This is a genomic window from Nonomuraea lactucae (genome assembly GCF_003313395.1).
In the GTDB taxonomy this organism is placed as follows: Bacteria; Actinomycetota; Actinomycetes; order Streptosporangiales; family Streptosporangiaceae; genus Nonomuraea; species Nonomuraea lactucae.
The window spans coordinates 1-1,522 of the sequence record NZ_QNFZ01000525.1; the positions used below are offsets into that span (position 1 = coordinate 1).

The 1,522-nt window shown below is 66.9% G+C and carries 1 protein-coding gene; it reads right to left on the minus strand.

Annotated features, from left to right (window positions below):
• Positions 1 to 90 precede the first annotated feature (90 nt).
• On the minus strand, positions 91 to 1,335 hold the full coding sequence (locus DQW85_RS23255; protein WP_205315348.1) for an IS110 family RNA-guided transposase: 1,245 nt from the start codon (positions 1,333 to 1,335) through the stop codon (positions 91 to 93).
• Positions 1,336 to 1,522 lie beyond the last annotated feature (187 nt).

Genomic DNA, 1,522 nt, shown 5'->3' on the forward strand with positions numbered 1-1,522 from the left:
AATCTGCCCCGAAAATCCCTTCCTGAGCTGGGCAGACGGCAGCGAACCCCGACCTGGTGATCATGGTTGGGGTTTCGCGGTGGGGAGGGGTCAGGGGGTGTGGAGGATCACCTGTCCGTCGTGGATGGTGATCTTTTGTCCGGTGAGGGCTTGGAGGTGGCGGGCGAGGTTGCGGGCTTGGCGGTCTTTGTCGATCCGGGTGGTGTAGTAGTCGCTGCCTAGGTCGTGGAAGCGGGTGTTGGGGTCGGAGAGCAGGTGGTAGACGACGGTCAGCAGGGAGTTGCCGGCGGCGATGATGGCCTTTTGCGGGCCGCGGCGTTTGGCCAGGCGGCGGTAGCGGGCGCCGAGGAAGGAGTCGGAGCGGGAGAAGCCGAAGACGATGCGGCCCAGGGCGCCGGCGAGCCAGGGGTTGCCCTTGCCTCGGCTCTTGCTCTTCTTCTTGCCGGCCGATTCGTGGACCTGGGGGCAGAACTTGGCCCAAGAGGCCAGGTGAGCGGGGGAGGGGAAGCGGGTCATGTCCACGCCGATTTCGCCGATCAGTTCGCGGGCGGCGATCTGGTCCAGGCCGGGGATCTCCACCAGCTGGCCGATCTGCTGGGCGAAGGGGGCGACCGCGGTCTCGATCTTGCGGTCCAGTTCGGTGAGTTGGGCGGCCATCCGGTCGATGTTGTCCAGCATCATGCGCAGGATCATGGCGTGGTGGCCGGTGAAGAAGCCGCGCAAGGCTTCTTCCAGCTCGCGGATCTTGTTGCGGGCGCGGCCCTTGGCCAGCTGCGCCATCACACAGACGTCGCGCTCTCCGGCGATCAGGGCCTCCATCATCGCGCGGCCGGACTGGCCGTGGATGTCGGTGAGCACAGTCCCGATCTTGATCTGGGCATCCTCGAGAAGCTTTTCGACGCGCTGCATCTCACGCGCGCGGTCTTGGACCAGGGCGCGCCGGTAACGGGTCAGGTCGCGCAGCTGCCGGATGGGCTCGGGGTGCACCAGGGAAGGGCGGCACATGCCGCGCTCGGCGACCTTGGCCAGCCAGACCGCGTCCAGTTTGTCGGTCTTGGGCCGGCCGGGGACGTTCTTCACGTCCCGGGCGTTGACCAGCCAGCACTCGAAGCCTTCGGCCTCCAGCAGGAAGTACGCCCCTTTCCAATAGTCGGAGGTCGATTCCATCACCACCCGGGTGACACCCCAGCAGCGAAACCAGTCCGCCATGGCCAGCAGGTCGGCGGTGGTGGTGGCATACGAACGCACCTCCTGCATGCGCCGGCCCGCTTTGGACTCGTGCGGCACCCGCACGCACGCCTCTAACGCGGCCTTGCCCAGGTCCAGCGCGGCCACCCGCTCGATGAGTAAGTCCTGTTCCGGGACCTCTTTCACGTTCCCTCTTCCCGCGTGTGCTCCGATCGGCGGGTCGCCCGCAGGAGCCATGGGGAAGTAGGCGAATCGGCCCCTCGTGCTCGTGGCGACAACGCGCAGCCCCGCAAGACGGCTCCCTGCATCAAGCTACAGTTCGGCCTCAGCTGCG